Origin of the sequence: Streptomyces sp. GSL17-111, from assembly GCF_037911585.1 — a bacterium.
Lineage (GTDB): Bacteria > Actinomycetota > Actinomycetes > Streptomycetales > Streptomycetaceae > Streptomyces.
Window position 1 is genome coordinate 74,083 of the sequence record NZ_JBAJNS010000001.1, and the last position, 24,299, is coordinate 98,381.

At 74.7% G+C, this 24,299-nt stretch carries 21 protein-coding genes; 14 read left to right on the forward strand and 7 right to left on the reverse strand.

What is annotated here, in order from left to right:
- Positions 1-88: 88 nt before the first annotated feature.
- On the forward strand, positions 89-589 hold the full coding sequence (locus tag V6D49_RS00405; RefSeq protein ID WP_340563573.1) for a DUF6328 family protein: 501 nt from the start codon (positions 89-91) through the stop codon (positions 587-589).
- Here V6D49_RS00405 and V6D49_RS00410 read toward each other — a convergent pair.
- A complete protein-coding gene (locus V6D49_RS00410; protein WP_340556046.1) occupies positions 577-1,722 on the reverse strand; it encodes an 8-amino-7-oxononanoate synthase in 1,146 nt (381 codons plus the stop codon). The genes V6D49_RS00405 and V6D49_RS00410 overlap by 13 nt on opposite strands.
- Before the next feature lie 146 nt (positions 1,723-1,868).
- On the opposite strand from V6D49_RS00410, the gene bioB reads away from it, so the two are divergent.
- The 9 genes from bioB (at position 1,869) to V6D49_RS00455 (ending at position 11,696) form a co-directional block, all read left to right on the forward strand.
- Positions 1,869-3,092 (forward strand): biotin synthase BioB, encoded by a 1,224-nt coding sequence (gene bioB / locus V6D49_RS00415; protein WP_340556048.1) that lies wholly within the window; start codon positions 1,869-1,871, stop codon positions 3,090-3,092.
- Positions 3,085-4,398: an adenosylmethionine--8-amino-7-oxononanoate transaminase gene (locus V6D49_RS00420; protein WP_340556050.1), complete on the forward strand. Its 1,314-nt coding sequence runs from the start codon at positions 3,085-3,087 to the stop codon at positions 4,396-4,398. The genes bioB and V6D49_RS00420 overlap by 8 nt, the downstream gene beginning before the upstream one ends.
- Positions 4,395-5,105, forward strand: coding sequence for a dethiobiotin synthase (gene bioD / locus V6D49_RS00425; protein WP_340556051.1), 711 nt, complete (start codon positions 4,395-4,397; stop codon positions 5,103-5,105). Before V6D49_RS00420 ends, bioD begins: the two co-directional genes overlap by 4 nt.
- A 324-nt stretch (positions 5,106-5,429) precedes the next feature.
- Entirely contained in the window at positions 5,430-6,785 is a 1,356-nt protein-coding gene (locus V6D49_RS00430) for a hemolysin family protein (protein WP_340556053.1), read from the forward strand.
- Positions 6,782-7,801, forward strand: a complete 1,020-nt coding sequence (locus tag V6D49_RS00435) for a hemolysin family protein (RefSeq protein ID WP_340556055.1) — start codon at positions 6,782-6,784, stop codon at positions 7,799-7,801. The genes V6D49_RS00430 and V6D49_RS00435 overlap by 4 nt, the downstream gene beginning before the upstream one ends.
- A gap of 83 nt (positions 7,802-7,884) precedes the next feature.
- Positions 7,885-8,667 carry an SGNH/GDSL hydrolase family protein gene (locus V6D49_RS00440; RefSeq protein WP_340556057.1) on the forward strand — a complete coding sequence of 261 codons (783 nt, stop codon included), beginning with the start codon at positions 7,885-7,887 and terminating at the stop codon, positions 8,665-8,667.
- Between the two features lie 11 nt (positions 8,668-8,678).
- Positions 8,679-10,109: an adenylosuccinate lyase gene (gene purB / locus V6D49_RS00445; RefSeq protein WP_340556059.1), complete on the forward strand. Its 1,431-nt coding sequence runs from the start codon at positions 8,679-8,681 to the stop codon at positions 10,107-10,109.
- A 52-nt stretch (positions 10,110-10,161) separates the two neighbouring features.
- Positions 10,162-10,452 carry a hypothetical protein gene (locus V6D49_RS00450; RefSeq protein WP_340556060.1) on the forward strand — a complete coding sequence of 97 codons (291 nt, stop codon included), beginning with the start codon at positions 10,162-10,164 and terminating at the stop codon, positions 10,450-10,452.
- Positions 10,453-10,547: 95 nt separating this feature from the next.
- The gene (locus tag V6D49_RS00455; protein ID WP_340556062.1) at positions 10,548-11,696 is read left to right on the forward strand and encodes an ROK family protein; all 1,149 of its coding nucleotides are present in this window, start codon (positions 10,548-10,550) and stop codon (positions 11,694-11,696) included.
- 67 nt (positions 11,697-11,763) lie between these two features.
- On the opposite strand, the gene V6D49_RS00460 is transcribed toward V6D49_RS00455, so the two are convergent.
- Positions 11,764-12,495: a GntR family transcriptional regulator gene (locus V6D49_RS00460; protein WP_340556064.1), complete on the reverse strand. Its 732-nt coding sequence runs from the start codon at positions 12,493-12,495 to the stop codon at positions 11,764-11,766.
- A gap of 242 nt (positions 12,496-12,737) precedes the next feature.
- On the opposite strand from V6D49_RS00460, the gene V6D49_RS00465 reads away from it, so the two are divergent.
- A complete protein-coding gene (locus tag V6D49_RS00465; protein ID WP_340556065.1) occupies positions 12,738-13,487 on the forward strand; it encodes an SDR family oxidoreductase in 750 nt (249 codons plus the stop codon).
- Positions 13,488-13,561: 74 nt separating this feature from the next.
- Here V6D49_RS00465 and V6D49_RS00470 read toward each other — a convergent pair whose 3' ends face one another.
- Positions 13,562-13,801 carry a chaplin gene (locus tag V6D49_RS00470; RefSeq protein ID WP_340556066.1) on the reverse strand — a complete coding sequence of 80 codons (240 nt, stop codon included), beginning with the start codon at positions 13,799-13,801 and terminating at the stop codon, positions 13,562-13,564.
- 719 nt (positions 13,802-14,520) lie between these two features.
- Between V6D49_RS00470 and V6D49_RS00475 the strand changes: the two genes are divergently transcribed.
- A complete protein-coding gene (locus V6D49_RS00475; protein WP_340556068.1) occupies positions 14,521-15,771 on the forward strand; it encodes a GNAT family N-acetyltransferase in 1,251 nt (416 codons plus the stop codon).
- Here V6D49_RS00475 and V6D49_RS00480 read toward each other — a convergent pair.
- Entirely contained in the window at positions 15,719-16,933 is a 1,215-nt protein-coding gene (locus tag V6D49_RS00480) for a trans-sulfuration enzyme family protein (protein ID WP_340556070.1), read from the reverse strand. The genes V6D49_RS00475 and V6D49_RS00480 overlap by 53 nt on opposite strands.
- Before the next feature lie 59 nt (positions 16,934-16,992).
- On the opposite strand from V6D49_RS00480, the gene V6D49_RS00485 reads away from it, so the two are divergent.
- Together V6D49_RS00485 and V6D49_RS00490 are read left to right on the forward strand one after the other, a co-directional pair.
- Positions 16,993-17,490 carry an Lrp/AsnC family transcriptional regulator gene (locus V6D49_RS00485; protein WP_340556072.1) on the forward strand — a complete coding sequence of 166 codons (498 nt, stop codon included), beginning with the start codon at positions 16,993-16,995 and terminating at the stop codon, positions 17,488-17,490.
- Between the two features lie 78 nt (positions 17,491-17,568).
- On the forward strand, positions 17,569-19,263 hold the full coding sequence (locus tag V6D49_RS00490; protein ID WP_340556073.1) for a DUF885 domain-containing protein: 1,695 nt from the start codon (positions 17,569-17,571) through the stop codon (positions 19,261-19,263).
- 44 nt (positions 19,264-19,307) lie between these two features.
- Here V6D49_RS00490 and V6D49_RS00495 read toward each other — a convergent pair whose 3' ends face one another.
- The 3 genes from V6D49_RS00495 to V6D49_RS00505 all read right to left on the reverse strand — a co-directional run bounded on the left by V6D49_RS00495 (position 19,308) and on the right by V6D49_RS00505 (position 24,239).
- Positions 19,308-22,334 carry an SMC family ATPase gene (locus tag V6D49_RS00495; RefSeq protein ID WP_340556075.1) on the reverse strand — a complete coding sequence of 1,009 codons (3,027 nt, stop codon included), beginning with the start codon at positions 22,332-22,334 and terminating at the stop codon, positions 19,308-19,310.
- The gene (locus V6D49_RS00500; protein ID WP_340556077.1) at positions 22,331-23,503 is read right to left on the reverse strand and encodes an exonuclease SbcCD subunit D; all 1,173 of its coding nucleotides are present in this window, start codon (positions 23,501-23,503) and stop codon (positions 22,331-22,333) included. Before V6D49_RS00500 ends, V6D49_RS00495 begins: the two co-directional genes overlap by 4 nt.
- A gap of 112 nt (positions 23,504-23,615) precedes the next feature.
- Entirely contained in the window at positions 23,616-24,239 is a 624-nt protein-coding gene (locus V6D49_RS00505; protein WP_340556079.1) for a YigZ family protein, read from the reverse strand.
- Positions 24,240-24,299 lie beyond the last annotated feature (60 nt).

A 24,299-nucleotide genomic window follows, 5' to 3' on the forward strand; every position in this document is an offset into this window, starting at 1 on the left:
CAGGCCGTGGTGCCGGGCCGTGGCGCCGTCCGGTGCCGTCCGGTGGAGCAGGAGGAGTAAAGCGGCGCACAACGGTCATTCGGTGAGCATGGAGGCGTACCGTCCGGCTCGCAACGAGACGCCGCTGGAGCGCGACGACCGCAACTTCGCGGAACTGCTGCAGGAGCTGCGCGTGATCCAGACCGGCGTGCAGATCCTGTTCGCCTTCCTGCTCACCCTGGCCTTCACCCCGCGCTTCCCGGAGCTCGACGACGTCCAGCGCGGCACGTACGTCACCACGCTGCTGCTGAGCGCCCTGAGCGCCCTGCTGTTCACCACGCCTGCCGTCGTGCACCGGGTGCTGTTCCGCCGGGGGGCGAAACGGCGGGTCGTGGAGGTCTCCGCGCGGCTGGCGACCGCAGGGCTCGCCGTGCTCGGACTGTCCCTCACCGGCGCCGTCCTGCTCGTCGTCGACTTCGTGCTGGGGCGGGGCGTCGGGATCGTCGCCGGTGCGGCGACGTTCACGGCGTGCGTCGCACTGTGGGCCGTGCTCCCCTGGCAGGTGCGCCGAGCCCACGCGCGCACCCGGCAGGACGCTCAGGCGCCCTGAGGGGCAAGCGAGACGATCGTGCGCAGCGCCCGGGTCACCTGGGCGTCGGTGAGGTCGGCGCGTGCGGTGAGCCGGAGCCGGGAGACGCCGTCGGGCACCGAGGGCGGGCGGAAGCAGCCGACGGCCAGCCCGGCTGCCCGGCAGTCCGCGGCCCAGCGCAGCGCGGCCTGCGGGGAGGGTGCCCGGACCGAGACGACCGCCGCGTCCGGGCGGGCGGCCGCCAGACCGGCCGACGTCAGGCCCCGATGCAGGGCGAGGGCGGTGCGGCGTACCCGCTCGGCGCGCTCCGGCTCCGCCCGCAGGACGCGCAGCGCCGCCAGCGCCGCGCCGGCGGCGGCGGGTGCGAGCCCGGTGTCGAAGATGAAGGTGCGCGCGGTGTTGACCAGATGCTCGACGACCCGTGCGGAGGCCAGGACCGCTCCCCCCTGGCTCCCGAGCGACTTCGACAGGGTGACCGTCGCGACCACGTCCTCGCGGCCCGCGAGCCCCGCCGCGTCGAGCGTGCCCCGACCTCCCCGGCCGAGGACGCCGAGCCCGTGCGCGTCGTCGACGAGGAGCGCCGCGCCCGCCTCCCGGCACGCGCGGTGCAGCTCCCCGAGCGGGGCGGCGTCGCCGTCCACGGAGAACACCGCGTCCGTGACGGCCAGGGCCGGCCCCGTGTGTCCGGCGAGCGCCTTCGCCGTCGCACCGGGGTCGGCGTGCGGGACGACGACCGTCTCGGCGCGGGCGAGCCGGCATCCGTCGATGAGGGAGGCGTGGTTGTCCGCGTCGGACACGACGCGCCCCTCCCGGGGCGCGAGGGCGGTGACGGCCGCGAGGTTCGCCGCGTACCCCGAGGACAGGACGAGGGCGGACTCGAACCCGCAGAAGGCGGCCAGTTCGGCCTCGAGCTCGGCGTGCAGGCCGGTCGATCCGGTCACGAGCCGGGAGCCCGTGGCCCCCGCGCCCCACCGGCGGGCCGCCTCGCCCGCGGCCGTGGTGACGCGGGGGTCCCGGGCGAGTCCCAGATAGTCGTTCCCGGCCAGATCCAGCAGCGCGTCGTCGGCGGCGCGGGGGCGCAGCCGCCGGACGAGACCGGCCTTCCCGCGCCGCTCGTGTGCCACGTCGAGCCAGCCGAAAGGGTCTTCAGCCATGGTCGGGCGCTCCTCGGTTCGTCGGTTCACCCGAACCTAACCGGACGGGGCCCGGTGCACCGTGTGGCAATCCACACACCCCGATCGGCCGCTGTTGTGTCATCCCGCCTTGGCCCGGGGCTTGTCGGTGAGCGAGGATGCGCGCCATGGACCTGCTGAACACGCTGGTGGACAAGGGGCTGCGGCGCGAGCTGCCGACGCGCGAGGAAGCGCTCGCCGTGCTGGCGACCTCAGACGACGAACTGCTCGATGTGGTGGCCGCGGCGGGCAAGGTCCGCCGCCACTGGTTCGGGCGGCGGGTGAAGCTCAACTATCTGGTGAACCTGAAGTCGGGGCTGTGCCCGGAGGACTGCTCGTACTGCTCGCAGCGGCTCGGGTCGAAGGCCGAGATCCTCAAGTACACCTGGCTCAAGCCCGACCAGGCCGCCGCCGCCGCGCGGGCGGGGCTCGCCGGGGGCGCCAAGCGGGTGTGCCTGGTGGCCAGTGGGCGCGGCCCCACCGACCGCGACGTGGACCGGGTGTCGGAGACGATCGCGGCCATCAAGGAGCAGCACGAGGGCGTGGAGGTGTGCGCCTGCCTGGGCCTGCTCTCCGACGGTCAGGCCGACCGGCTGCGGGAGGCGGGCGCGGACGCCTACAACCACAACCTCAACACCTCCGAGGCCACCTACGCGGACATCACCACGACCCACACGTACGCCGACCGCGTCTCCACGGTGCAGCAGGCGCAGGCCGCGGGCCTGTCGGCCTGTTCCGGGCTGATCGCGGGCATGGGCGAGACCGACGCCGACCTGGTGGACGTCGTCTTCTCGCTGCGGGAGCTGGACCCCGACTCGGTCCCGGTGAACTTCCTGATCCCCTTCGAGGGGACGCCGCTGGCCAAGGAGTGGCACCTCACGCCGCAGCGGGTACTGCGCATCCTGGCCATGGTGCGGTTCGTGTGCCCGGACGTCGAGGTGCGGCTGGCCGCCGGACGTGAGGTGCACCTGCGGTCGCTCCAGCCGCTCGCCCTCCACCTGGCGAACTCCATCTTCCTGGGCGACTACCTGACCAGCGAGGGCCAGGCGGGCCAGGCCGACCTCGACATGATCGCGGACGCGGGCTTCGAGGTGGAGGGGAGCGGCACCACGACGCTGCCCGAGCACCGCGCCGACGCGCTCGCGGCCGGCGGCTGCGGGTCCGGCGGCGGGTGCGCGCCCTGCGGCGACCCGGCGTCCGAGGAGCCGCCGGCGCGGGCCGCCGCGGCCGGTGACGAGGCGGTCGCGGTGGCGGCGGAGGCCACTCCCGCGGCGGTCGCCGGTGACGCGCGCACCGACCTGGTGGCGGTGCGGCGCCGGGGCGCCGGGACCGACCTGCCGCCCAATGCCTGAGCCGCTCACCCCCGACCGGCTGCTGGCACTGGACCGGCAGCACGTGTGGCACCCGTACGGTCCGATGCCCGGCCGGGAGGCGCCGCTGGCCGTCGAGTCCGCGGCCGGGGTGCGGCTGCGGCTGGCCGAGCCGGTAGCCGGGCACCGCGAGCTGGTGGACGGCATGTCGTCGTGGTGGTCGGCCGTCCACGGATACAACCACCCGGTGCTCAACGAGGCCGCCCGTGGGCAGTTGGACCGGGTCAGTCACGTGATGTTCGGCGGGCTCACCCACGAGCCCGCCGTCCGGCTGGCGAAGCGGCTCGTCGACGTCACGCCGGAGGGGCTGGAGCATGTCTTCCTGGCCGACTCCGGCTCGGTGTCGGTCGAGGTGGCCGTCAAGATGTGCCTGCAGTACTGGCGCTCGGTGGGGCGGCCCGCCAAGCAGCGGCTGCTGACCTGGCGCGGCGGCTACCACGGGGACACCTGGACGCCGATGTCGGTGTGCGATCCGGACGGCGGCATGCACCACCTGTGGTCGGGAGTGCTGCCCCGGCAGGTCTTCGCCCCGGCACCGCCGCCCGGTTTCGACGCCGCCCCGGACCCGGAGTACGCCGGGCGGCTGCGTGCGCTGGTGGCCGAGCACGCGGACGAGCTGGCGGCCGTCATCGTCGAACCCGTGGTGCAGGGCGCGGGCGGGATGCGCTTCCACTCCCCCGCGTACCTGCGCGTGCTGCGCGAGGCGTGCGACGAGCACGGCGTGCTGCTGATCCTCGACGAGATCGCCACCGGCTTCGGCCGGACGGGGACCTTCTTCGCGTCCGAGCACGCCGGGATCAGCCCCGACGTGCTGTGTGTCGGCAAGGCTCTGACCGGCGGCTACCTGACGATGGCGGCGACGCTGTGCTCCACCGAGGTGGCGCGCGGCATCTCCGAGGGCGAGGTGCCGGTCCTGGCACACGGCCCGACCTTCATGGCCAACCCGCTGGCCGCCGCCGTGGCCGACGCCTCGATCGGCCTGCTGCTCTCCCAGGACTGGGCCGGCGAGGTGAAGCGCATCGGTGCCGGGCTGCGGGAGGGACTCGCGGCGGCCCAGGGTGCGCCCGGCGTGCGGGACGTGCGCGTCCTGGGCGCGATCGGCGTCGTGCAGCTGGACCGGGAGGTGGACGTGGCGGCGGCGACGCGGGCCGCGGTCGGGCACGGCGTCTGGCTGCGGCCGTTCCGCGACATGGTCTACACGATGCCGCCCTACGTCACCGGTGACGAGGACGTCGCCCGCATCGGTGCGGCCGTGTGCGCGGCGGCGCGGGCGGGGGTCCGCACATGAGCATCCTGTTCGTGTCCGGTACGGGCACCGAGATCGGCAAGACGGTGACGGTGGCCGCCTTGGCCGCCTGCGCGGTCGCGGCCGGCCGGAGCGTCGCGGTGCTGAAGCCGGCCCAGACCGGCGTGGCGGCCGGGGAGCCCGGCGACGTCGCCGAGGTGCGGCGGCTCGCCGGGGAGTCGGTGACCGGCCTGGAGCTGGCCCGCTACCCCGAACCGCTGGCCCCGCAGACGGCGGCGCGCCGGAGCGGTCGGCCCGGTGTGCGCCCGGCGGACGTCGCCGAGGCGGCGGAGAAGCTGGCCGCCGACCACGACCTGGTGCTCGTCGAGGGCGCCGGGGGCCTGCTCGTGCGATTCGACGAGGAGGGTGGGACGCTCGCGGACGCGGCCCGCCTGCTGGACGCCCCGGTGCTGCCGGTCGCCCCGGCCGGGCTGGGCACACTGAACGCCACGGCCCTGACGGCCGAGGCCCTGCGCGCGCGGGGGCTGTGCCTCCCCGGCGTCGTGGTCGGCTCCTGGCCGGCCGAGCCGGACCTGGCGGCGCTGTGCAACCTGACGGACCTGCCGGAGTCGGCGGGCGCCCCCCTGCTGGGCCTGGTACCGCACGGCGCGGGGGGCCTGGACGCGGAACGGTTCCGGGCGGCCGCGCCCGGCTGGCTGGCGCCCGGGCTCGGCGGCACGGGGTTCGCGCCGCCGCACGCGCGGCCCTGAGCCGTGGGCGGCCCCGCGCGGCGTCCTCACCGGCGTGCGGTGGGCCGGGGCCGCGACGCGTCCGCCCACGGGGCCTGGATCGCCGCCGGCCACACCCGCGAGCAGCGGTGGAGCCGCGGGGTCAAGCGCCTGTGAGCGGACGCCGTTCCGGGCCGCGACGCCTCCGCCACGGCCCGGGATGCCGTTCGGCACAGCTTGCGTACGCTGGGAGAACCTGCCCGCGACGGTGAGAAAGGGGGCAGCGCCGGCCATGGGCGAACCTTCCGGTCCAGCGGGCCGCGCACGGTGCCCCTCCCGTGGTGTTCCGGGGTCGTGGAGGCCTCGATGACCGAGCTCCTGCTTCTGGGTGCGGCCTTTCTGCTGACGCTGGCCTGCGGCGTCTTCGTCGCTGCCGAGTTCTCCCTCACCACGGTGGAACGCGGTCTGCTGGAACGGTCCGCCGCCGCGCGGGAGCCCGGTGCGGCGGGTGCGCTGGCGGCCGTCCGCTCCCTGACCTTCCAGCTCTCCGGCGCGCAGCTGGGCATCACGCTGACCAGTCTGCTCATCGGCATGCTCGCCGAGCCGTCGATCGCGGCCCTGCTCACCGGGCCCGTGGAGGCGGCGGGACTTCCGGAGCGGGCCGCTTCCTCGACGGCGCTGGTACTGGGCACGGCCGTGTCGACGGTGGTCCTGATGGTCGTGGGCGAACTGGTCCCGAAGAACTGGGCGATCTCCGCGCCCCTGGCGATGGCCCGCCGTGTCGGTCCCCTCCAGCGGCTGTTCTCCGCCGCCTTCCGCCCCTTCATCCGTCATCTGAACAGCACCGCGAACCGGACGCTGCGGCTGGTGGGGCTGCAGCCGACGGAGGAGCTGGCCTCGGCGCGGTCCTCGCAGGAGCTGGTCGCGCTGGCCCGGCACTCGGCCAAGGAAGGAGTGCTGGAGGCGGACACGGCGGAGTTGTTCGTCCGCACCCTGCGGCTCGCCGACCTGACCGCCGAGAACGTGATGACGCCGCGCGTGCGGGTCCACGCGCTGGACGTCCGCGCCACGGCGCTCGACGTGGCCACCGCCACACGCGCCACCGGCCTGTCCCGCTTCCCCGTCTACCGCGAGAACCTCGACACCGTCGTGGGGGTCGTCCACATCAAGGACGTCCTCGCCGTGCCGCCCGCCGAGCGGACGGAGCGGCACCTGGACGGGCTGCTCACCGCACCGCTGCTCGTGCCCGAGACGCTGCCCGCCGACCAGCTGCTCGACCAGCTATCGGAGCGGCGCAGCATCGCCGTGGTCATCGACGAGTACGGCGGCACGGCCGGCGTCCTGACGCTGGAGGACATCCTGGAGGAGGTCGTCGGCGAGGTGCGCGACGAGCACGACCCGCTGGCCGCCCCGGAGCTGGCCGCGGCCGGGACCGACCCGGAGGGGCGTCTCGTCTACGACGCCGACGGGGCGACGCGCACCGACCAGGTGGAGGAGATCGGGCTGCGCCTGCCCGAAGGGCCCTACGAGACGCTGGCCGGGCTCGTCGCGACGGAGCTGGGCCGTATCCCGGCCGAGGACGACGGCGTGGAGGTGGCGGGCTGGTGGATCGAGGTGGCGGACGCGACGGGACGGCGGGCCGCCCGCGTCCGGCTGCACGCCCCCGCCGGGATGACGACGCGCCGCCCCGGCCGCGCGGAGGCGGAGGAGGCCGGCGGATGACGCTGCTGCAGCTCCTGGTCGGAGCGCTCATGATCCTGCTCAACGCCTTCTTCGTCGGCGGCGAGTTCAGCCTCATCTCCATCCGGCGCAGCCAGATCGAGCCACGCGCCCAGGAGGGCGACCGTAGGAGCAGGAGTGTGTTGTGGGGGCTGGAACACCTCTCGCAGCTCATGGCCACCGCCCAGCTGGGCATCACGCTCACGACGCTGGTCCTGGGCATCGTCGCCGAGCCCGCGATCGAGCACCTGCTCGAACCGGCCTTCGAGGCCGCCGGACTGTCCGGAGCGCTGACCCACACCATCTCGTTCGTCGTCGCGCTGACCCTGGCGACCTACGTGCACATGCTGTTCGGCGAGATGGTGCCGAAGAACATCGCCCTGGCGGAGCCGGTCCGCACCGCGCTGGTGCTGGGCCCGCCGCTGGCCGCGCTGACGCGGGCCCTGCGTCCGGTGGTGTTCACCATCAACGCGTTCGCCAACACGCTGCTGAAGCTCCTGCGCGTGGAGCCGCGCAACGAGGTGGAGTCGACGTTCTCCGACGACGAGCTCGCCCGTATCGTGGCCGACTCGGGCGAGGCCGGACTGCTGGGCGACCGGGCGACGGCACGGCTGCGGGACGCTCTGGAGCTCGGCCGCCGTCCGGTCGCCGAGGTGGTGCGTCCCGAAGCCCGGGTCGTGACCGCGCCGAGCGGGGTCACCGCCGAGGAACTGGAGCGGCTGAGCGCCGCGTCGGGCTACTCACGCTTCCCCGTCGTGGACGACTCCGGGCGGGCGCTGGGCTACCTGCACGTGAAGGACGCCCTGGACGCCCCGTCCCCCGACGCCGCCTTCCCGCCCTCCGCCCTGCGGCCCATCGCCCGGGTGCGGGCCGGCACACCGCTGGACGACGTGCTGGGTGCGCTGCGCGGCGGCGGCACCCACCTCGCGGCGGTGATCGGCGAGGACGGCCGGGCGGTCGGACTGATCACGCTGGAGGACGTCCTGCGGGAGCTCATGGGGCGTGACGTGGCGGGGTGAGGGGCCGGATCCGCGCGCCAGGCCACCGCGCCCGGCGGGCGCGCGCAGAAGGGGGGCCGGGCGCTGGGTACGATGGCGCCGCCATGGAGACCGCACCGCAGATCAGCAGCTTCGTCGCCCTGGGCGACTCCTTCACCGAGGGCATGTCGGACCTCGGCCCCGGGGGCGTCTACCGGGGCTGGGCGGACCGCCTCGCCGACCGGCTGGCCGCGCGCACCGACGGGTTCAGGTACGCCAACCTCGCCGTGCGGGGCAAGCTGATCGGGCAGATCGCCACGGACCAGGTGCCGCTCGCCGCCGCGATGCAGGCCGACCTCATCACGCTGGTGGGCGGGCTCAACGACGTGCTGCGGCCGTCCTGCGACATGGGACGGGTGTGCGGGCTGCTGGAGGAGTCCGTCGAGCGGCTCGCGCCCGCCTGCAAGCACCTGGTTCTCATGCGCAGCCCGGGGCGGCAGGGGCCCGTGCTGGAGCGCTACCGGACCCGGATGGAGGAGCTCTTCGCCTTCGTCGACCAGCTCGGCTCCCGGCACGGCGCACTCGTCGTCGATCTGTACGGGGCGCGGACGCTCAGCGATCCGCGGCTGTGGGCGGACGACCGGCTGCATCTGACGGCGGAGGGCCACCACCGGGTGGCGGAGGCCGTCTGGCAGCGGCTGGGCCACCCGGCCGAGGACGACTGGGACGCACCCCTGCCGAACGCGGCGCCACCGGGATGGCTCGTGCGGCGGCGGGCCGACCTCACCTTCGCGCGCCGGCACCTCGCGCCCTGGATCGGGCGGCGGCTGACCGGCCGCTCCTCCGGCGACGGTCTCCTGCCCAAGCGCCCCGACCTGGCACCGTTGGCCTGCGAGGACACCCCGTAGAATCCGGCAGCGTGACTGACAAGCCGCGCATCCCGAACGTCCTCGCAGGCCGCTACGCCTCCGCAGAGCTGGCCGTCCTGTGGTCCCCGGAGTACAAGGTGACCTTGGAGCGCCGCCTGTGGCTGGCCGTGCTGCGGGCCCAGAAGGATCTGGGCATCGACGTCCCGGACGGCGCGCCGGCGGACTACGAGCGGGTCCTCGAGGACGTCGACCTCGCCTCGATCGCCCGCCGCGAGCAGGTGACCCGGCACGACGTGAAGGCGCGGATCGAGGAGTTCAACGCGCTGGCCGGTCACGAGCAGGTGCACAAGGGCATGACCTCGCGCGACCTCACGGAGAACGTCGAGCAGCTCCAGATCCGGTTGTCGCTGGAGCTGGTCCGCGACCGCACGGTGGCGCTCCTGGCCCGGCTGGGCGCGCTCGCCGGTCAGCACGCGGCGCTGGTCATGACCGGGCGTTCGCACAACGTGGCGGCGCAGGCCACCACGCTCGGCAAGCGGTTCGCGTCGGCGGCCGACGAACTGCTCGTCGCCTTCGCCCGACTGGAGGACCTGCTCGGCCGCTACCCGCTGCGCGGTGTCAAGGGGCCCGTCGGTACGTCGCAGGACATGCTGGACCTGCTGGGCGGCGACGCGGCGAAGCTGTCCGAACTGGAGGAGCGCGTCGCGGCCCACCTCGGCTTCGCGCGCAGCCTCACCTCGGTGGGGCAGGTCTATCCCCGTTCCCTGGACCACGACGTCGTCAGCGCACTGGTCCAGCTCGCCTCGGCACCGTCCTCGCTGGCGAAGACGATCCGGCTGATGGCGGGCCAGGAACTGGTGACGGAGGGCTTCAAGGAGGGCCAGGTCGGCTCCTCCGCGATGCCGCACAAGATGAACACGCGCTCGTGCGAGCGCGTGAACGGCCTGGCGGTCGTCCTGCGCGGCTACGCGTCGATGGCCGCTGAGCTGGCCGGTGACCAGTGGAACGAGGGTGACGTGTCCTGCTCGGTCGTGCGGCGGATCGCGCTGCCGGACGCCTTCTTCGCCTTCGACGGGATGCTGGAGACGTTCCTGACCGTGCTCGACGAGTTCGGCGCCTTTCCGGCCGTCGTCGCGCGGGAGCTGGACCGGTACCTGCCCTTCCTGGCCACGACCAAGGTGCTCATGGCGGCCGTGCGGGCCGGGGTGGGCCGGGAGACGGCGCACGAGGCGATCAAGGAGCACGCCGTGGCGTCGGCTCTGGCGCTGCGAGCCGGCGGGGAGCGCAACGAGCTGCTGGACCGGCTCGCGGACGACGCGCGCATTCCGCTGGACCGGGCGGGCCTCACGGAGCTGATGGCGGACCGGCTGGCGTTCACGGGTGCGGCCGGCGAGCAGGTCGCGGCCGTCGTCGCGCGCGTCGAGGAGGTCACCCGGGCCCACCCGGAGGCCGCTGCCTACACGCCGGGCGCCATTCTCTGAGCGCCGGGGAACCGGCGGGTTTCAGCCGTCCGCGAGTGGCAAGCAGGCTGTCATGTCCACACGACGAACGTACCTGAGCGCCGCACGCATCATCGCACTGGTCGCAGATCTCTTCGCCTTTGTGCTGGGCCTGTGGATCCTGATGTACCTGCTCGAGGCCAACCGGGCCAACGACCTGGTCAATTTCGTGCAGAACGCGGCCCAGTGGCTCGCGGGCTGGTCCCACGACCTGTTCACCTTCGACGCGGAATGGGCCCGTGTCGTCTGCGGATACGGCCTGGCCGCCGTGGTCTACCTCTTCCTCGGCCATCTCGTGGCCGGGCGGCTCGTCCGTCGTCCCTGACCGCCGGCCGGGACGGTCCCACGCCGATCCCGGTCGCCGTGAGCTGCGGCAACGGATAGCATCCGGGCCACGGACTCGGCGCTGGGAGGCGGACTGTGGGGAGGCTCACCGGTGGGGATCCGTCCCTGCTGCGCAGGATCAACTCCGCTGTCGTGCTGCGGGCCCTGCGGGGTGCGCAGGAGTCACCGACCCTGACCGACCTGGTCGGCGCGACGGGCCTGTCCCGACCCACGGTCGAGGGGGTCGTCGACGGCCTCGTCGGCGCCGGCCTGGTCACCGAGGCGGCCGGCGTGTCGGCCACCCGGCGGCAGGGCAGGCCGGCCCGGCGCTTCCGCTTCCGCGCGGAGGCCGGCCACCTGCTGGGCATCGAGATCGGGCCGCACCGCGTCTCGGCCGTGCTGTCCGACCTGACCGGACGTCCGGTGGGTACGGCGGAGCGGACCGCCACCGAGGAGGCGTCCGCCGGTGAACGGCTGGAACGTGTCCGGGCCGCCGTCTCCGACCTGCTGCGCCGCAGCGAGGTGGCCCGCTCCACCCTGCGCTGCGTCGGGGTGGGGACGCCGGGCATCGTCAGCGGGGACGGCAGCCTGCGGCTGTGCACGGCGCTGCCGGGGTGGACCGGACTGCCGCTGGGCGAGCGGCTCCGGAGGTCCTTCCGCTGCCCGGTGATCGTGGAGAACGACGCCAACGCGGCGGTGCTCGCCGAGCGTTGGCAGGGTGCCGCGCGGGGCTGCGAGGACGTGGTCATGGTGCTGGCCGGGCTCAGTCCGGGTGCCGGTTCGCTGATCGGGGGGCGGCTGCACCGGGGGTTCGGAGGGGCGGCCGGGGAGATCGGCGCCCTGCACCTCCTCGGCCGCGAGGCCTCCCCCGAACGGCTGTTGTCGACGACCGGCGAGCCGCTTCATCCGCTGGACGAGGCGGCCGTGGCCCGGGTCTTCCGCGCGGCGGGCAGCGGCGACGAGCAGGCCCGGCTCGCCGTGGAGCGGTACATCAGGCGGCTCGTGCACGACGTGGCGGCACTCGTACTGGCCCTCGACCCGGAGCTGGTGGTGATCGGCGGTTGGGCGGCGGGACTCGACGGCGTCCTGGTGCCGCTGCGCAAGGAGCTGGAGCGCTACTGCCTGCGCCCGCCGCGCGTGGAGCTGTCCGTCCTCGGAGAGGCGGCGGTGGCCACCGGGGCGTTGCGGGTGGCGCTGAACCACGTGGAGGAGCAGTTGTTCTCCGTGGAGGCCGCTTCGGCGTGACGCCGCACCCGGCCCTTCCGGTCGCGCGGGCCGCAGGGTCGTGGCGCGCGCCCGGGGTGACGCGCGGTCAGCCGGCCAGCAGGTCGGCGCCCAGCAGGTCGCCGAAGGTGAGTCGGCAGGTGTCGGCCCGGTACGTGGCGACCGCCACGGCCACCGTCGTCCCCCCGGCCACGTAGCGGGTGGTGACGACCAGCACCGGGGAGCCGGGCAACCGGTCCAGTCGGCGCGCGTCGTCCGCCCGCGCGGAACCGAGCTCGACCGAGCGGTCCTGCCCGTCGAGTTCCAGACGGTGCAGGGCCCTCAGCACGGCGCCGCCTCGGGCCGCGCCGGAACCCGCCACTTCTCCGGTGACACCGGCCGGCACGTGGAGGACCTCGGTCGCCACGTGCTGTCCGCGTTCGCTGCGGACGCGTCGCAGCACATGGCACGGTCCCGATGGATGCCCGGTCAGCAGCCGGGCGACGGCGGTGGGCGGTGCCGCGAAGGAGCAGTCCTCGATCCGCCAGGCGTCCTCGGTGGTACCCGGCCAGCCACCGGGATCGGTGGCGACGTCCACCCCCATGCGCGGTGGCGCGACGGTAGTGCCCACACCGCGCCGGCGCTGCAGCCGCCCTTCCAGCTCAAGCTGTTCGAGGGCCTGCCGGAGCGTCGCCCTGGCGACTCCGTAGCGGGCCGCCAGGTCCCGCTCGTTGGGCAGCACCTGGCCCACGGCGAACTCGGTGTCGAGGGCTTCGGACAGCACTGTCTTGAGGTGCCAGTACTTCGGCTCCGGCACCGTGTCCACCTGTGTGGTCCCCACCCTGGCCTCCGCAATCGCCGTGTCCCCGTGGGATTTTCACGCGGTTGTTTATTAAAGCTTGTTGCGTATGCCTGGTGACACTACGGGCGCCCCCCGCCTTGGTCAAGACCAATCCCGGCCCTCCGCGCCGCCCGAGAGCCGGGGTGGGATAGCGTCGCCGGTCAGGAGTGGCACGGTCCTCGGGCCGGGAGGGGCCCCACGGGCCCGGGAAGAGGCCCGTCTCGGGCCGGGAAAGGGCCGTCATGGCGCAGCGGGTCACCGTGGTCACGGGGAGCAGCCGGGGGATCGGGGCGGCGGTGGCGCGGAGGCTGGCCGCCGACGGACACCATGTCGGCGTCGGCTACGTGCGGGACCGCGAGGCAGCCGAGCGGACGGTGGCCGCGGTCCGGGAGGCCGGCGCCCGGGCCGTCGCGGTGCGGGTGGACACCAGCGACGAGACGCAGGTCGACGTCCTGTTCGGCACGGTGACCCGGGAGTTGGGGCCCGTGACGGGGCTGGTCAACAACGCCGGCGTCACCGGACCGCTGGGGCGCCTCACCGAGACCTCCACCGCCGACATGCGCCGCGTCATCGACGTCAACGTGCTCGGCGCCCTGTACTGCGCCCGACGTGCGGCCCTGGCGATGTCGCGGCGGCACGGCGGCCGGGGCGGCGCCGTCGTCAACGTCTCCTCGGCGGCCGCGACGCTGGGCGGACCGGGCGAGTACGTGCACTACGCGGCGAGCAAGGCCGCGCTCGACGCCCTGACGGTGGGGCTGTCGAAGGAACTGGCCGAGGAGGGGGTGCGCGTCAACGCGGTGCAGCCGGGGATGATCACGACCGACATCCACGCGGCCATGGGCGACGCCGGGCGGCCGTGGCGACATCCCGAGCGGGTGCCCATGCGCCGGCCCGGGGAGCCCGAGGAGGTCGCCGGAGCGGTCGCGTGGCTCCTGTCACCGGAGGCGTCCTACACCACGGGAGCCGTACTGCGGGTCGCCGGCGGCCTGTGAGGGACGGGGCCGGGCGCGACGCCGGGGCTCCCCGACGGTGACGGGAAGCCCCGGCGCGGCGGTCGCGGTGCGACTCAGTCGTTGACGCACACATTGCCGGCCGCCCCGTTGAGGGCGGCGATGACGCCGACGCTGTTGCCGCAGACGTTGATCGGCACGTGCACCGGGATCTGGACGACGTTGCCGGACAGGACGCCCGGGGAGCCGACGGCGGCACCCTCGGCGCCGGCGTCGGCGGAGGCGGTGCCCGCGCCGGTGAGGATGACGGCGGTGGCCGCCGCGAGCAGTGCCGCGGTCTTCGCCATGCGTCGCATGAGAGTTCTCCTTCGGTAGGGGGAGGCAGGTGGCAGTGAGCCGTCGGCCCACTGCCGAGAGTCACGTCTGCTTCGTGCCCCGTCCGGTTCCGGACAGGCAGCAGCCCGCATATTCACTCGAAATGAGCAATCGGCATATCGCAGGGAGCCCGTGAGCGTGGCGGATTGCGCCGATCGGCGGTCACACGTGCCCCCTGAGGGGCACCCGCCGATGGGCCCGGGGAGTGATTCTCCCGGCGGCCCCGGGCCGCCGCGACGCGCGGCCGACCAGCACTGCGGCCACGCACGGACCCGACACCTACGCGCCGACCCGGGCACGCGCCGAGCTGCGCGCGTACACGATCACTGACAGTGCGTCATCATCGGCCACGGCATGGCTGATGATGCTGTTCCCTCCACACCTCGAGCGGATTACGATTCGGCAACGAGCCGGATGTTCGCAGGGCGTGCACCCGCACGTGCGGCCCGGCTCGACCGCGGAGCGGGACGGCCGACCACGCCGGACACGGAGGGAACCCACGAGAGCCGCCGGGCGTTTGACGAAGACGCCGAGGCGGCAGGACCGCCGGCCCGCGCGGGTGGCTCGACCGGCCACCCGGAGCCTCCACACCGGAACGGCTGAAATGACTGAAATGGCTGCCAAACCGACAGAACCATCCTTAACCCGCCGGTCACAGAGCGTTCGTGACGAGGCAACACCCGTGCCCGAGGATGACCGCATGTCTGAAGCGTCGAACGTCCCCACCGCCCCGGCCACCCCGCGCGGGCACCACCGGCGCGCCGGGTGGTGGCCTCGGCGCCGAAGGCAGGCCGAACGGTCACCCGGCGCGGCCCCGGATACGGGCACCGCCGCCGCGCCGGAGGGAGGCGCGCACCCGAGCGCGCACCCGCCGGTGCTGTGGCGGATGCGGACGACGGTTCCCGAGCGCCCCGGGGCCCTCGCGGCCCTGTGCGCCGCGCTCGCCGAGGCCGAGGTCGACATCCTGGCGCTGCAGACACACCCGTTGGGCGAATCGGCGACCGTGGACGAGTTCATGCTCCGTGCCCCGGAGGCGCTGGAGAAGAACCGCCTCGTCGCCCTCGCGGTGGCGGGCGGCGGGCGGGACACCTGGCTGGAGCGGGCGGACACCCACGAACTCGTCGACGTGCCCACCAGGGTGCTGGCCGTGGCCACCCGCACGGCGCTGGACACCGCCGAACTCCCCCTGGCCCTGCGCGCGATGCTCGGCCGCTGCACCATCCGTTCGGTCCCCGCCGTCTCCCTGAGCGGGAAGCCGATGAGCGATCCGGTCCCCCCGGAGGGGGTCCTAGAGGAGACGGTGCTGCGGCTGCCCGACCCGTCGGGCGGTGCCATCGTGGTGGAGCGACCGCAGCTCCCGTTCACCCCGACCGAGTTCGCGCGAGCCCGGGCCCTGGTGGAGCTGGACGCGCAGCTCGGGCAGCGGGTGCCGCGCCGCCGCGACCTCCTGACCCTCCCCGAGGGCAACCCCATCACCGTCCGGCGGGCCGACACGGGCGATGTGGAGGCAGCGGTGGCGATGCACGAGCGCTGCTCGGAGGACACGCTGCGGCTGCGCTACCACGGCCCGGTGCGTGACGCCGACCGCTACCTGGCCCACCTGCTGTCACCCCGTTTCGGGCGGACCCTCGCGGTGGAGACGGCGTCCGGGCGGCTCGTGGCCCTCGGGCACCTGCTGTGGGACGGCGACGAGGCCGAGGTGGCCCTCCTCGTCGAGGACGACTGGCAGCACCGCGGGATCGGCGGCGAACTGCTCGGCCGGCTGGTGCGGATGGCGGTCGAGGCCGGGTACGAGAGCGTCTACGCCGTGACGCGGTCGGCCAACACCGGCATGGTCGCGACCATGCGCGGCCTCGGCCTGCCGCTCGACTACCAGATCGAGGAGGGCACCATGGTGATCAGCGCACCGCTGTCTCCCGTCGCGGCTCCGGCCGGGGCCGAAGGCCGCTGAGCGCGAGGTCGAGGTCCTGCCACAGGTCCTCGACGTCCTCCAGGCCCACGGACATGCGCAGCAGCTTCTCGCTGATCCCACCGGCCTCCCGGTCCCCGGCTGCCACGATGCGGTGGCTGATCGACCCGGGGTGCTGGATGAGCGTGTCGACACTGCCGAGGCTGACGGCCGGAGTGATGAGACGTACGCCGGAGATCACCTCGTGCGGATCGTCGCGCACCTCGAAGGCCACCATCGCGCCACCGAGCCGGGGGTAGTGGACGGCGGTGACCCGGGGGTCGGCGGCCAGGCGGCGGGCCAGTTCCGCGGCCGTCGCGGACTGCTCCTTCACCCGCACGGGCAGGGTGGACAGCCCGCGCAGCAGCAGATAGCCCGCCAGCGGGTGCAGCACCCCGCCGGTGGCGAAGCGGATGCGGCGCAGGTCACGGGCGAACTCCTCGTCGCAGGCGACCACGCCGCCGAGGACGTCCCCGTGACCTCCCAGGTACTTCGTCGCGCTGTGCAGCACGAACCGGGCCCCGTGCTCCAGGGGGCGCTGGAGCACGGGGGTGGCGAAGGTGTTGTCGACGAGCAGCGGCACCTGGCCGCAGGCGCGTGCGACCGCGTCGAGGTCCACCTCGGCCAGCGTGGGGTTGGCCGGTGTCTCCACCATGACCAGCGCGGTGTCGGGGCGGACGGCGTCGGCGATGCCCTCCGGATCGGTCCAGGTGACCTCGGTGCCCAGCAGCCCGCCGCTCAGCAGGTGGTCGCTGCAGCCGTACAACGGCCGGACGGCGACGACGTGGCGCAGCCCGGCGGCCGAACGGGCGAGCAGGACCGCCGTGAGGGCGGCCATGCCACTGGCGAAGGCGACGGCCGACTCGGTGCCCTCCAGCCGGGCGAGTGCCTGCTCGAAACGGCCGACGGTGGGGTTGTCCAGCCGGGCGTACACGGGCGGGCCCTCCAGCTGTGCCCCCGTGGCCGCGAACTCGTCCAGCCGCAGGCCCTCGGACCGGCTGTCGGAGCTGGGGTAGGTCGTGGACAGGTCCAGCGGAGCGGCGTGCAGGCCGAGGGCGGCGAGGTCTTCGCGCCCGGCGTGCACGGCGTGCGTGGCCAGGGCCCCCGTGGTGCGGTACGGGGCCCGGGCGTCGGGGGTGCCCGACGCGGAAGGTGTCGTGTCCATGCGTGCATGCTGAACAGCTACCGGCCCGTAGCGGAAAGGTGCCGTGCTACGTTCGGCCGATGACCGAATCCGTGCGACTAGATCCGGTCGATCTGGAGATTCTGCGGCTCCTTCAGAACGATGCCCGGACGACGTACCGCGATCTCGCCGCCGCCGTGGGACTCGCCCCGTCGACCTGTCTGGACCGGGTGACGCGGCTGCGACGCAGCGGGCTGATCCTGGGCCACGAACTGCGTCTGGACCCGGCGAAGCTCGGCCGCTCGGTCGAGGCGCTCCTGCTGGTGCAGGTCCGTCCCCACCGCAGGGACCTCATCGGCCCCTTCGTGGACCGCGTCCGTGCCCTGCCCGAGTCCCGTTCGCTGTTCCACCTGACCGGGCCCGACGACTACCTGGTGCACGTGGCCGTCACCGGCACGGCCGACCTCCAGCGGCTCGTGCTCGACGAGTTCACCTCACGCAAGGAGGTGGCACGGGTCGAGACGCGGCTGATCTTCCAGCACTGGTCCTGCGGGCCGCTGCTCCCGCCGCAGGAGCCCGGGCCCGGTTCGGCGGACTGATCGTTCCCCGGACACGGGCGCCGGATTGGCTCGTGAACCTGGTGACGGCGTGGATCGTTCCGTACGAGGATGGGTCGCATGTCCGAGACCACGCGTACCGCCCCACTCCCCCGTCAGATCGCTGACGCCTACGTCGACGCCCTTGTTCAGCTCGACCCCGTGGCCGGCACGGACCTGGGGGTGCGTGAGGTCGCCGGGCGGCTCCCGGACTTCTCCCCCGACGGCGGGCGGGCCGTCGCCGACCTCCAGCGCGCGACGCTCGCCTCGCTGGCCGACGCCGCGGACCTGCCGGACGCCGCCGACCCGGCGGAACGGCGGTGTGCCCGACTGCTCCGGGAACGGCTCACGGCCGAGCTGGCCGTACGGGACGCGGGCGAGCCGCTGCGGGCCGTCGGCAACCTCAGCTCACCGTTGCAGCTGACCCGCATGGCCTTCACCATCATGCCGACCGAGGACGAGGAGGACTGGGCCGCGGTCGCCCAGCGGCTGCGGGCCGTGCCCACAGCCCTGGCGGGGTACCGGGAGTCCTTGGCGGCCGGGCTGGCGGCCGGGCTGCCCGGCGGCCCGCGTCAGGTCACCACCGTCGTCGGCCAGCTGGCCGAGTGGGTCGGCACGGCCGGTTCCGGTGGGTGGTTCGGGGCGTTCGCGGCCAGGGGGCCGCAGTCCCTGAGCGGTGAGCTCGACGCGGCGGCCCGGGCCGCCACCGGTGCGCTGGAGGAGCTGCGCGGCTGGCTCAGGGAGGACTACGGGCCCGCGGTGGTCGGCGCGCCCGACATCGTCGGACGGGAGCGGTACGCCCGCTGGGCACGCTACTGGAACGGGACCGACCTGGATCTGGAAGAGGCCTACGCCTACGGCTGGTCGGAGTTCCACCGCCTGCACGCGGAGATGCGCAAGGAGGCCGTCCGGATCGTCCCGGACGCGTCCGACCCGTGGGCGGTCATGCGGCACCTGCGGACCCACGGGCAGGTGATCGAGGGCGTCGAGACGACCCGCAGGTGGCTGCAGGACCTCATGGACGAGGCCATCGACGCCCTGGACGGCACACACTTCGAACTGGCCGGGCCCGTCCGGCGCGTGGAGTCCATGATCGCCCCTCCCGGCGGGGCCGCGGCGCCCTACTACACGTCGCCCTCGCTGGACTTCACCCGCCCCGGGCGCACCTGGCTGCCGACCCTGGGGCACGACCGCTTCCCCGTGTTCGACCTCGTCAGCACCTGGTACCACGAAGGAGTACCGGGACACCACCTGCAACTGGCGCAGTGGGTGCACCGGGCCGAGCACCTCTCCCGCTACCAGACGACGGTGGGCATGGTGAGCGCGAACGCGGAGGGGTGGGCGCTGTACGCGGAGCGGCTCATGGACGAACTGGGCTTCCTGGCGGACCCGGAGCGCCGGCTGGGCTACCTCGACGCCCAGATGATGCGGGCGATCCGGGTGATCATCGACATCGGCATGCACCTGGAGATGCGCATTCCCGACGACTCCCCGTTCCGGCCCGGCGAGGTCTGGACCCCGGCGTCGGCGCAGGAGTTCTTCGCCCGGCACACCGGGCAGCACGAGGAGTCGGTCGAGAGCGAGCTGGTGCGGTACCTCGGGCTGCCCGGGCAGGCGATCGGCTACAAGCTCGGCGAGCGGGTGTGGCTGGCGGGCCGGGACGCGGCGCGCGCCCGTGCGGGAGCGGCCTTCGACGCGAAGGCCTGGCACATGGCCGCGCTGAGCCAGGGCTCCCTGGGGCTGGACGACCTGGCGGTGGAGCTGGCCCGGCTGTGAGCCGGTGGCCCTCCCGGTGCGTGGGTACTCCCTGGGGCCTGCGGTCAGCCGCCGACCGGTGGCCCGGCGCCGTCCGTGCGGTGCCGCAGGACCGAACCCGAGCGGCGCTTGACGACCTCCAGCTGGGCGGGGACGCGCGTCCGCAGGTCCGCCACGTGGCTGACGATGCCCACGCAGCGGTCGCGTTCGCGCAGTGAGTCCAGCACCTCCAGCACCTCGTCCAGCGTCTGTTCGTCGAGGCTGCCGAAGCCCTCGTCGATGAAGAGCGTGTCCAGCCGGGTGCCACCCGCCTCGTCGCCGACGACGTCGGCGAGGCCCAGCGCCAGCGCCAGGGAGGCGAAGAAGGTCTCACCACCGGAGAGGCTGGCCGTGTCCCGTTCCTGTCCGGTCCACGCGTCGACGACGTGCAGTCCCAGCCCGGAGCGCGCGCCGCGCCCGGCGCGGTCGTCGGAGTGCAGCAGCGTGTACCGGCCGGACGACATGCGGTGCAGCCGGGAGCTGGCGGCCGCGGCGACCTGTTCGAGCCGCGCCGCGAGGACGTAGGTCTCCAGACGCATCCGCCGTTCGTTCTCGGCGGAGGTGCCGGCGGCCAGACCCGCGAGGCGGGTGACGCGTTCGTGCTCGGCCCGGCGCGGTCCGAGCGCCCGCACGGCCTCGGCGGCCCGTGCGGAGAGCCGGTCGAGGTCGGTCACCCGGGAGCGGGCGGCCGAGGCGGCGGCGTCCGCGGCCCGGCGCCGGTCGACGGCGGCCTCGGCGGCCCGGCGGGTTATGGCCACCTCGGCGGGGGGCTCCTCCGCGGCGGCCCCGAGCGCCGGGTCGGCCAGTTCGGCGGCGCAGGTGGCCTCCTCCGTCTGCCAGTCGTCCAGCCTGCGTTGCAGGGCGCGGGCGGCCTCCGCCTCCAGCACGGCGTCCGCCGCGGCCTGCGGCGCGGGGAAGCCGGCCCGCCAGGCGGCGTCGTCCAGCGCGGCGTCGGCCTGCTTCAGGTGACGTGCGGCGGCCTCGGCCCGGCGGGCGGCCTCGGCGGCCTCGGCGAGCGCTGCGGCGAGCCCCTCCAGGCGGGCGGCGCGGTCGGCGACGCTCGGGGCGTCGCCGCGTGCCTGCCGCACCTCGTCCCGTTGCGTGCGCAGTTCGTGCTGGAGGGCTTCACGGCGGGAGGTGCGGGCCGCGGTGCGCCGGGCGGCCTCGTGGCGTTCGGTGAGCCGGCGCTCGTGCTCGCGCTCGGCCTGGGCGAGTCGTTCGCGCAGGGTGTGCGCCTCGGCGGCCTCGCGGCGGGCGGTGCCGATGTCGGCCTCCAGGCCGGCCAGGAGCGCGGCGCAGTGCTCCACCGTGTCCTCGCCGGACTCCTCACGCGCGTGGCGGAGGGCTTCCTCGACGGCCTGCCGGGCCCGTGCGGCCTTCTCCCGTGCGGCCTCGGCGCCCTGGTGGGCCGCCAGTGCCGCGTCCTCGGCGGCCGCGTCCACGTGGTCGGCGGTGGGCCCGGCGGGCGCGGGGTGCTCCGCGGAGCCGCAGACGGCGCAGGGGGCTCCGGGCCGCAGGGCGGCGGCCAGTTCGGCGGCGATGCCCGCGAGCCGGCGCTCGCGGAGGTCGAGCCACCGCTGCCGGGCGTCGGCCGAGTCGTCCGCCGCGCGCCGTGCCCGCTCGGTGGCCTCGGTGAGCTCGCCCGCCAGCCGCTCCCGGGTACGGGCCGCGTCCAGGCGTCGGCGAGCGGGGTCGAGCCGGGCGCCGAGCTGTTCGGCGCGGGTGGCCGCCGCCTGGGCGTCGTCGACGCGCCGCTGGTGGGCGGCGTGCCGGGCGGGCCAGGCCGCCAGCCAGTCCTCGGCCTCCCGGGCCACCGCCTCGTCGTGGACGGCGTCCCGGTCCAGGCCGCTCAGCTCGCGGCCGAGCGCCTCGGCGCGGGCCTCCGCCCGGCGGGCCGCGTCCAGGGCCCCGAGCTGCTGACGGGTGCGGCGTTCGGTCGCGGTGAGGTGCTCGGCCGTGGCCTGGCCGAGCTGTTCCGGCAGCCGGGTGCGGGCTTCCCGCTCGGCCCGCGCCGCACGGCGGTGCTCGGCCTCGGCGGCGCGGCGGGCGGCGAGCGCGGGCAGGACGGACTCGGCACTGCGGGCGCGTTCGAGCCGGTGTCGCACGGCGTCGCGCTCGGGCGCCTGCCGGGCCAGTGCCTCGGCCCGGCCACGGGCCTGCCGGTGGCGTTCCTGGAGGCGTGCCAGCTCCTCCGCGGCGGCCAGGCGCTCGTGGGTCGCGTGGTGGTGGCGCTCGGCCGTCCGGAGAGCCAGCGCGGTGCCGGTGAGGCGCTCGCGCGCGGAGCTGCGGGCGAGGGCCGCCCAGGCGAGCACGGTCTCCGCGAGACCTTCGTCCCCCGGAGACATGGCGGGGAGCGGTTCGTCGGCGCCGTTCCCCTCGGCCACCTGCGCCATGCGGTGGGCGAGGGCCAGCAGCGTCGCGTCGGCTTCCCGCAGGCGCTGCTGGGCGGTGGCCCGCCGCTCCGCGAGGTGCGCCTCGACGGCGCGGAAGCGGCCGGTGTCGAAGAGCCGGCCGAGCAGCGCCCCGCGCTCGTCGGCCCTGGCGCGCAGGAAGTGGGCGAAGTCGCCCTGGGGCAGCAGCACGACCTGGCAGAACTGCTCGCGGCTCATGCCGAGCAACTCGACGATCTCCTTGCCGATCTCCTGGTGGGAGCGGCTGAGCGCGCGCCACCGGCCGGTCGCCGCGTCGTGCTCGTGCAGGAGGGAGAGGGCCTTGTCGGTGGTGAACCCCTCGCCCCGGTGCTTGCGGCGGCGGTGTTCGGGGCGGCGGGACGTGCGCAGCCGGCGTTCCCCCACCGTGAACTCCAGCGTGACCTCGGTGGGCGTACCGGCCGGGGCGTGGCTGCTGCGCAGCCCGCCGTGGCCCTGCGTCTGCCGGGCACCGGGGACTCCGCCGTAGAGCGCGTAGCAGACGGCGTCGAGAACCGAGGTCTTGCCGGCGCCGGTGGCTCCGTGCAGGAGGAAGAGTCCGGCGCCGGACAGCGCGTCGAAGTCGACGTGGTGGGTGCCGGCGAAGGGTCCGAAGGCGGTGACGGTCAGCCGGTGCAGCCTCAACGGATCAGGTCCTTCTCGGTCTGGGCGTCGGTGACGCGGACGCTGTCGAACGCTTCGCGCAGCACCACCCGCTCCTCGGCGGAGGGGCAGCGCCCGGCGCGGACGTGGGCGACGAAGTCCTCGGCGATCTCCCGGTCGCTGCGGCCCCGCAGGCGCTGGGCGTAGCTGCGGACCGGCCCCTCGGCGGTGTCCTGCGGGTCGAACACGAGGCTGAGGACGTGCGGGAAGCGCTCGGCCAGGCGGGCCATCGGCTCGGCGGGGCGCACGGGGTCGGTGAGGGTGGCCTCCACCCAGGAACCGGTGTGCCGGTCCAGGCTCTCGTCGGCCAGCAGGTCCGCGAGGTGGCCCCGCAGCCGGGCGAGCGGCCGGGGCACGGGGCAGTCGAGACGTTCGGCGCTCACGTCGCCCGCGCCGTCGAGGTCGATCAGCCACATCGACTTGCGGTGGTCGGCCTCGGAGAAGGAGTAGGCGAGGGGGGAACCGGAGTAACGCAGCCGGGGGGTGAGGGTCTGACAGCCGTGCAGGTGGCCGAGTGCCACGTAGTCGACGCCCTCGAAGACGGCGGCGGGCACGGACGCCACTCCCCCGACCGTGATGTCCCGTTCGCTGTCGCAGGCCTGACCGCCGGTCACGAAGGCGTGGGCGAGCACGACGGAGCGGGTGCCCTCGGGACGGGCGGCGAGGTCGGCACGGACCCTGACCATGGCGGCGTCCAGCACGGCGGCGTGGGTCGTGCGCTCGGCGCCCAGGCTCCCGCGCACGAGCGCCGGTTCGAGGTAGGGCAGGCCGTAGAACGCCACCGGGCCGTGGGCGTCGTCCAGCACGACGGGGGTGGCGCAGCCGGCGACGTCGGTCCGCAGGTGGACCCCGGCGCGGGCGAGCAGCCCGGCGCCGACGCCCAGCCGACGCGCCGAGTCGTGGTTGCCGGAGATCATCACGGTGGGCACCCCGAGGGCGGCCAGTCGGTTGAGCGCCTCGTCGAAGAGGGCCACCGCGCCGAGCGGCGGCACCGCGCGGTCGTAGACGTCACCGGCGACGAGGACGGCGTCGACGTGCTGCTCGCGCACGGTGGTCACCAGGTGCTCGACGAAGGCCGCCTGGGCCTCCAGGAGCCCGACGCGGTGCAGGCCGCGGCCCAGATGCCAGTCGGAGGTGTGCAGCAGTCGCATGGCCACCGACCCTAAGCCCCCGCTCTGACAGCGCGGCGCCCGGCGGGGTCTCCGGGAGTCCGGGGACGGCGACCGTCCCGGCGCCGGTCAGCCGGCCGGCTACGCCGCCGGGTCAGGTGTCGTAGCTGTCTCCGTGCAGGTCCAGCCGGGCCGTGCCGGCCGTGGCGTCGGCCAGCCAGGCGCTGAAGGCGTCGACGTCCGCCGCGGGCAGCCCGACCTCGAAGGTGACGCGCGTGCCGTAGTGGACGTCCCGGACGCGGTGGCCGGTGGCCCGCAGGTCGTTCTCCAGTCGGCCCGCGCGGTCGTGTCCCACCGTGAGGGTGGCCAGGCGGAACCGGTTGCGCGTCACGGTGCCGACGGCGTCGAGCGCCGCGCCGACCGCGCCGCCGTAGGCGCGGATGAGGCCGCCGGCACCGAGTTTGGTGCCACCGAACCAGCGCGAGACGACGGCGACCGTGCAGCGGACCTCCCGGCGGAGCAGCATCTGGAGCATCGGTACGCCCGCCGTGCCGCCGGGCTCTCCGTCGTCGCTGGACCGCTGTGCCGCGCCGTCCGCTCCGAGCACGTAGGCCCAGCAGTGGTGGGAGGCGGTGGGGTGCTCCGCGCGGACCGCCGCGACGAACGCCTGCGCCTCGGTCTCGGTGGCGGCGGGGGCGAGTGCGCACAGGAACCGGGAACGGTTGACCTCCGTCTCGTGCACGCCGGGGGCCGCGACGGTGAGGTACTGGTCCTGCATGCGGCCACCCTACGTGCCCCTTCCCCCGGGCCGGGAATGCGCCGGGGGCGGACGCCGTTG

Coding starts and splice junctions, on each gene's coding strand:
- bioB (WP_340556048.1), top strand. CDS start 1,869: ATGGACCTGCTGAACACGCTGGTGGACAAGGGGCTGCGGCGCGAGCTG.
- V6D49_RS00480 (WP_340556070.1), bottom strand. CDS start 16,933: ATGGACACGACACCTTCCGCGTCGGGCACCCCCGACGCCCGGGCCCCG.
- V6D49_RS00430 (WP_340556053.1), top strand. CDS start 5,430: ATGACCGAGCTCCTGCTTCTGGGTGCGGCCTTTCTGCTGACGCTGGCC.
- bioD (WP_340556051.1), top strand. CDS start 4,395: ATGAGCATCCTGTTCGTGTCCGGTACGGGCACCGAGATCGGCAAGACG.
- V6D49_RS00435 (WP_340556055.1), top strand. CDS start 6,782: ATGACGCTGCTGCAGCTCCTGGTCGGAGCGCTCATGATCCTGCTCAAC.
- V6D49_RS00465 (WP_340556065.1), top strand. CDS start 12,738: ATGGCGCAGCGGGTCACCGTGGTCACGGGGAGCAGCCGGGGGATCGGG.
- V6D49_RS00505 (WP_340556079.1), bottom strand. CDS start 24,239: ATGCAGGACCAGTACCTCACCGTCGCGGCCCCCGGCGTGCACGAGACG.
- V6D49_RS00490 (WP_340556073.1), top strand. CDS start 17,569: ATGTCCGAGACCACGCGTACCGCCCCACTCCCCCGTCAGATCGCTGAC.
- V6D49_RS00440 (WP_340556057.1), top strand. CDS start 7,885: ATGGAGACCGCACCGCAGATCAGCAGCTTCGTCGCCCTGGGCGACTCC.
- V6D49_RS00450 (WP_340556060.1), top strand. CDS start 10,162: ATGTCCACACGACGAACGTACCTGAGCGCCGCACGCATCATCGCACTG.
- V6D49_RS00420 (WP_340556050.1), top strand. CDS start 3,085: ATGCCTGAGCCGCTCACCCCCGACCGGCTGCTGGCACTGGACCGGCAG.
- V6D49_RS00500 (WP_340556077.1), bottom strand. CDS start 23,503: ATGCGACTGCTGCACACCTCCGACTGGCATCTGGGCCGCGGCCTGCAC.
- V6D49_RS00475 (WP_340556068.1), top strand. CDS start 14,521: ATGTCTGAAGCGTCGAACGTCCCCACCGCCCCGGCCACCCCGCGCGGG.
- V6D49_RS00405 (WP_340563573.1), top strand. CDS start 89: ATGGAGGCGTACCGTCCGGCTCGCAACGAGACGCCGCTGGAGCGCGAC.
- V6D49_RS00470 (WP_340556066.1), bottom strand. CDS start 13,801: ATGCGACGCATGGCGAAGACCGCGGCACTGCTCGCGGCGGCCACCGCC.
- V6D49_RS00410 (WP_340556046.1), bottom strand. CDS start 1,722: ATGGCTGAAGACCCTTTCGGCTGGCTCGACGTGGCACACGAGCGGCGC.
- V6D49_RS00485 (WP_340556072.1), top strand. CDS start 16,993: ATGACCGAATCCGTGCGACTAGATCCGGTCGATCTGGAGATTCTGCGG.